The organism is Quadrisphaera sp. DVD1, from assembly GCF_058932755.1.
Window position 1 is genome coordinate 1 of record NZ_JBZYWI010000177.1, and the last position, 5,954, is coordinate 5,954.

Sequence of the window (5,954 nt, forward strand, 5' to 3'; positions counted from 1 at the left end):
GCCGGCCGCGCTGGCCTGCGCGATCGGCACGGCCACGCCGGAGGCCAGGGCCGCGGCGACCGTCAGGGTCGCGGCGTACCAGGAGGTGACCAGGCCGACCCGGTCGGGCAGGCGGGCCTTGACCACCGCGGGCAGCAGCACGTTGGCCGCTCCGATGCCGGCGGCCAGCACCACGGTCCCGGCGAAGACGCCGACCGGCCCCGAGAGGGAGCGCAGCACCGTGCCGGCCAGCAGCACCGCGAGGGAGAGCACCATGAGCGGCTCCGCGCCCAGGCGCCGGGCCAGGCGCGGCACCAGCGGAGCCGCCGCCGCGAAGGTGAGCAGCGGCAGGGCGCCCAGCGCGCCCGCTCCCGTGGCGCTCAGGCCGAGGTCGCCCTGGAGCTCGGGCAGCACCGGGCCGACGCTGGTGAGCGTGGGGCGCAGGTTCGCGGCGACGAGCAGGACGCCGAGGACCAGCGGCACCGCCGAGCGGAGCGCAGAGCGGGAGGGGAGCGCCTCCGGCGTGGTCGTGCTCGCGGTCGTCGTCGCGGAGCGGGTCGTGCGGGTGCTCACGGCGCGCTCATCGCGCTCGTGCCGTGGCCCGCGGCGGTGCGCAGGGCGCGGGCGCGCGAGCGCTCGGCCCCGGCGGCGCGCAGCACGTCGGCGGTGAGGAAGGCGAGGGCCACCCACACGAGGGCGAAGCCGGCCCAGCGCGAGGCGGGCATCCGCTCGCCGAGCACGAGCACCCCCAGCCCGAGCTGGATCACCGGGGTCACGTACTGCAGCAGGCCCGTGGTGCTCAGCGGCACCCGCCGGGCCGCCGCGGCGAAGAGCAGCAGCGGGACGGCGGTCACCACGCCGGTGGTGGCCAGCAGCAGCGCGTGCCCGGGCGGGTCGGCGGTGAACGTGCCGCGGCCGGTGAGCTCGATCCAGACCAGGGCGGCGGCCGCGAGCGGGAAGAGCACGACGGTCTCGGCGGTGAGGCTGGTCAGCGCGCTCATCCCGACGCCGAGCTTCTTCTTCGCCAGCCCGTAGGTGGCGAAGCTGCACGCCAGGGCCAGCGCGATCCACGGCGGGCGCCCGTAGTCGACCGTGAGCACCACGACGGACACCGCGCCGACGCCCACGGCCACCCACTGCAGGCGGCGCAGCCGCTCGCCGAGCAGGAGCACCGCGAGCGCGACGGTGACCAGCGGGTTGACGAAGTAGCCCAGCGACGCCTCGATGACGTGCTCGGTGGTCGTGGCGTAGATGTAGACGCCCCAGTTCACCGCCAGCACCACGGCGGCCAGCGCCAGCCACGCCACCTGGCGCGGGGAGCGCGCCAGGGCCGCGAGCGGGCGCCACGTGCTGGCCGCACCGCGCTGCAGCACGCTGATGACGGTCAGGACGAGCGCGCAGAACAGCAGCGACCACAGCACCCGGTGCAGCAGCACCTCCACGGCGCCGGCCGGCGCCATGAGGGGGAAGTACAGCGGGAAGACGCCCCAGAGGAGGTAGGCCGAGAGCCCGTACAGGACGCCGGCCCGCTGGGTCACTGCACGGTCCAGGTGTCCCCACCGGCGAGCAGCGCGGCCAGGTCGGCGTCGGTGGCCGGGCCGCCCTGCGCCTCGCGGGCGTCGTCGAGCTGCTCGCGCACGAGGTCGTCGTAGGTCGGCCGGTGCACCGAGCGGAAGATCCCCACCGGCACGTGCGCCATGGACACGTCGTCCAGGCGCGAGAGCGCGAACGCCAGCGACGGGTCGGGCGTCGTGGCGTCGTGGACGACGACCTCGCGGCCGCCGGCCGCCGCGGCGTCCACGACCTCGACCCCGAAGCCGGAGGCGGAGCGGACGACGACCTTCTCGGCGTCCTCGCGCCCGAAGCGCAGCTCCTCGCCGTGCTCCAGGCGCACGAGGCGGGCCTGGGACTCGTCGCGGTCCTTGAGGACGTCGAACGCGCCGTCGTTGAAGATCGGGCAGTTCTGGTAGATCTCGACGAGCGAGGTGCCGCGGTGCTCGGCGGCCGCGCGCAGCACCGACGTCAGGTGCTTGCGGTCGGAGTCGAGGGTGCGGGCCACGAAGGTCGCCTCGGCGCCCAGGGCCAGCGAGACGGGGTTGAACGGGGAGTCCAGCGAGCCCGCCGGGGTGGACTTGGTGACCTTGCCCGCCTCGGAGGTGGGGGAGTACTGGCCCTTGGTCAGCCCGTAGATGCGGTTGTTGAACAGCAGGATCGTCATGTTGACGTTGCGGCGCATCGCGTGGATGAGGTGGTTGCCGCCGATGGACAGCGCGTCGCCGTCGCCGGTGACGACGAACACCGACAGGTCCGGGCGCGAGGTGACCAGGCCGGTGGCGATCGCCGGGGCGCGGCCGTGGATGGAGTGCATCCCGAAGGTGTCCAGGTAGTACGGGAACCGCGAGGAGCACCCGATCCCGGAGATGAAGACGACGTTCTCCCGGCGCAGGCCGAGCTCGGGCAGGAAGCCCTGCACGGCGGCGAGGACCGCGTAGTCGCCGCAGCCCGGGCACCAGCGCACCTCGGAGTCTGAGGTGAAGTCCTTCTTGCCGAGCTTCTCGCCCTCGGGCAGGGCCGGGACGCCGGCCAGGCCGGAGCGGGGCGTGCCGAGCGAGGGCATGCCGAGGGGGACGGAGGTGGCGGTCATCGGGTCTCCTCGGGGGTGCGGACGGGCGGCAGCCCTGGTCCGACGGGCGACAGCGCCGTGATCGCCTCGACCAGCTCGGCCGAGGTGAAGGGCAGGCCGCGCACCTGGTTGCAGCTGGTGACGTCGACGAGGTAGCGCCCGCGCAGCAGCAGGGCGAGCTGGCCGAGGTTCATCTCGGGCACGAGCACGCGGGAGTAGCCGCGCAGCACCTCGCCGAGGTTGGCGGGGAAGGGGTTGAGGTGGCGCAGGTGCGTCTGCGCCACGGACAGGCCCTGGCGGCGGGCCTCGCGCACGGCCGCGGTGATGGGCCCGAAGGTCGACCCCCAGCCGAGCACGAGCACGTCCGCGCGGCCGCCGGTGGCCGCCGCGGGGTCGTCGACGACGACGTCGGGCACGGTGATGCCCTTCACCTTCGCCCGGCGCAGGCGCACCATCCGGTCGTGGTTGGCCGGGTCGTAGGAGATGTCGCCGGTGACGTCGGCCTTCTCCAGCCCGCCGACCCGGTGCTCGATCCCGGCCGTGCCGGGCACCGCCCAGGGGCGGGCGAGGGTCTCGGGGTTCCGCAGGTACGGGTGGAAGACGGGGCTGCCGTCGGCGCCGGTGTCGTTCGGGCCGGTGGCGAAGTCCGGGGCCGCGGCGGGCAGGGCGGCCACGTCGGGCAGCCGCCACGGCTCGGAGCCGTTGGCGAGGTAGCCGTCGGAGAGCAGCAGCACCGGCGTGCGGTAGGTCACGGCGATCCGGACGGCGTCCATCGCGGCGTCGAAGCAGTCGGCCGGGGTGGAGGGCGCGACGACCGGCACCGGGGACTCCCCGTTGCGCCCGTACATCGCCTGCAGCAGGTCGGACTGCTCGGTCTTCGTCGGCAGCCCGGTGGACGGGCCGCCGCGCTGGACGTCGACGATGACCAGCGGCAGCTCCAGGGAGACCGCCAGGCCGATCGTCTCGGACTTCAGCGCCAGGCCCGGGCCCGAGGTCGTCGTCAGGCCCAGGGACCCGCCGAAGGAGGCGCCCAGGGCGGCGCCGATGGCGGCGATCTCGTCCTCGGCCTGGATCGTCGTCACGCCGAAGCGCTTGAGCCCGGAGAGGGTGTGGAGGATGTCGCTGGCCGGGGTGATCGGGTAGGAGCCCAGCACCAGCGGCAGCCCCGCGCGGTGGGCGGCGGCGGCGAGCCCGAGGGCGGTCGCGGTGTTCCCGGTGACGTTGCGGTAGGTGCCGCGCTCGGCGGGCGCCGCGGGCACGGTGAACCGGACGGCGAAGCCCTCGGTGGTCTCCCCGAACGCCCAGCCGGCCCGGAAGGCCCTCAGGTTGGCCTCGAGGACGGCGGCGCGCTTGGCGAACTTGCCCCGCAGGAAGCGCTCGGTCTGCTCGGTCGGGCGGTCGTACAGCCACGACAGCAGACCCAGGGCGAACATGTTCTTGCTGCGCTCGGCGTCCTTGCGGGAGAGCTGCAGGTCGCTCAGCGCCTCCACCGTCATCGACGTCATGGGCACCGCGTGCACCTGGTAGGACTCCAGGCTGCCGTCCTCGAGCGGGGAGGTCGTGTAGCCGACCTTCGCGAGGTTGCGCCGGGAGAAGTCGTCGGTGTCGACGATGAGCGTGCCGCCGCGGGGCACGTCGTGCAGGTTCGCCTTGAGCGCCGCCGGGTTCATCGCCACGAGGACGTCGGGCGCGTCGCCGGGGGTGGAGACGTCGTGGTCGGCGAAGTGCAGCTGGAAGCTCGAGACCCCCGGAAGCGTCCCGGCAGGAGCGCGGATCTCGGCCGGGAAGTTGGGCAGGGTCTTCAGGTCGTTGCCCAACGAGGCGGTCTCGGCCGTGAAGCGGTCGCCGGTGAGCTGCATCCCGTCGCCGGAGTCGCCGGCGAAGCGGATGACGACGCGGTCGAGCTGCTGGACCTGCTTGGGGCCGTGCTTCGAACCGGAGGTGGTGGTGCTCATGACAGCGGCAACGTCCTGTCCACGCGAGATGTGCCCGGGCCGGCGGGCCCGGGACGGGCGGGTGCGGCGGGCGGTCCGGTCCATGGTAGGCGCCCGGGCGCTCCTCCCCGTCCGGAGCAGCGCCCGGGAACGAGGGCCCTCCCCCCGGCGTTGAGGTAAAGGAACCGTCAAGGAAGGATCGCGCGACATGGGCCACGGCCACTTCAACGGCGCCAAGACCGCCATGCTCTTCGGGCTGCTCGGCGCCCTCGTCATCGGCGCCAGCTACCTGCTGTTCGGGGGCAGCACGGGCGGCCTGTTCATCGGGCTGCTCCTGTCCCTGGCGATCACCGGCGTCTCGTACTGGAAGAGCGACACCATCGCGATCCGGGCGATGCGCGCCCGCGAGGTCAGCGAGGCCGAGCAGCCGGTGATGCACCGGATCGTGCGCGAGCTCTCCGCGCGGGCCGGCCAGCCGATGCCGCGCATCTACGTCTCGCCGACCGCGGCGCCGAACGCCTTCGCCACCGGGCGCAACCCCTCCCACGCCGCGGTCGCCGCGACGCAGGGGCTGCTGGAGCTCCTCGACGAGCGAGAGCTGCGCGGCGTCCTCGGGCACGAGCTGATGCACGTCTACAACCGCGACATCCTCACCTCCTCCGTCGCCGCCGCGCTGTCGAGCGCGATCACCTACCTCGCCTACCTGGCGATGTTCTTCGGCGGCGGCGACCGGGAGAACCGCAACCCCCTCGCCGGGATGCTCGTGCTCTTCCTCGGGCCGGTCGCGGCCGGCGTCGTGCAGCTGGCGATCAGCCGCACCCGCGAGTACGACGCCGACGAGGACGGCGCCACCCTCACCGGCGACCCCCTCGCGCTGGCCTCGGCGCTGCGCAAGCTCGAGATGGGCACCCGGGCGCGCCCGCTGGCGCCGGAGCGCGACCTGGTCAGCGCGAGCCACATGATGATCGCGAACCCGTTCCGGGCCGGTGACGTCAAGAGCCTGTTCGCCACCCACCCGCCGATGGCCGAGCGGATCGCCCGGCTCGAGGCGATGGCGAGCGGCTACCGGTCCTACTGACCCGTCAGGCCCGTCAGGCGGGCAGGCGCGCGTCGAGCCAGTCGCGCGTGACCGCCCAGCACTCCGAGGTCGGGTCGAGGTGGGCGAAGTGGTCCTCGCCGGGCACGACGACGAGCTCGACGTCGTCGCCCGCGGCCCGGGCGGCGTCGGCCAGCGCCTGCGACTGGCTGGGCGGCACCGAGGTGTCGGCGTCGCCGGTGATGACGAGCAGCGGGACGCCGAAGGGGACCAGCTGCACCGGGTCGGCCACGGCGTAGCGCTCGGGGACCTCGGCGGCCCGCCCGCCCAGCAGCCCCGCCACCGCCCCGCCCCCGAGCTGGCGGCGGTCGCCGGCCACGAG

Annotated in this window: 6 protein-coding genes; 1 reads left to right on the top strand and 5 read right to left on the bottom strand. The window is 74.3% G+C overall.

Going from position 1 to position 5,954, the window contains the following annotated elements; translation table 11 throughout:
• From AC5FZL_RS15040 to AC5FZL_RS15055, 4 genes are all read right to left on the bottom strand, one after another.
• A partial coding sequence (locus tag AC5FZL_RS15040; protein WP_493619697.1) for an MFS transporter occupies nucleotides 1-552 on the bottom strand: 552 nt, incomplete at its 3' end.
• The gene (rarD, locus tag AC5FZL_RS15045) at nucleotides 549-1,517 is read right to left on the bottom strand and encodes an EamA family transporter RarD (RefSeq protein WP_493619698.1); all 969 of its coding nucleotides are present in this window, start codon (nucleotides 1,515-1,517) and stop codon (nucleotides 549-551) included. The genes rarD and AC5FZL_RS15040, both read right to left, overlap by 4 nt.
• On the bottom strand, nucleotides 1,514-2,623 hold the full coding sequence (locus AC5FZL_RS15050; protein WP_493619699.1) for a 2-oxoacid:ferredoxin oxidoreductase subunit beta: 1,110 nt from the start codon (nucleotides 2,621-2,623) through the stop codon (nucleotides 1,514-1,516). Before AC5FZL_RS15050 ends, rarD begins: the two co-directional genes overlap by 4 nt.
• A complete protein-coding gene (locus AC5FZL_RS15055; protein ID WP_493619700.1) occupies nucleotides 2,620-4,557 on the bottom strand; it encodes a 2-oxoacid:acceptor oxidoreductase subunit alpha in 1,938 nt (645 codons plus the stop codon). The genes AC5FZL_RS15050 and AC5FZL_RS15055 overlap by 4 nt, the downstream gene beginning before the upstream one ends.
• A 187-nt stretch (nucleotides 4,558-4,744) precedes the next feature.
• Between AC5FZL_RS15055 and htpX the strand changes: the two genes are divergently transcribed.
• Complete coding sequence (gene htpX / locus AC5FZL_RS15060; RefSeq protein WP_493619701.1) at nucleotides 4,745-5,614, top strand: zinc metalloprotease HtpX; 870 nt, start codon at nucleotides 4,745-4,747, stop codon at nucleotides 5,612-5,614.
• A gap of 13 nt (nucleotides 5,615-5,627) precedes the next feature.
• Here the strand turns inward: htpX and AC5FZL_RS15065 are convergent.
• A partial coding sequence (locus AC5FZL_RS15065; protein WP_493619702.1) for an alpha/beta hydrolase family protein occupies nucleotides 5,628-5,954 on the bottom strand: 327 nt, incomplete at its 5' end.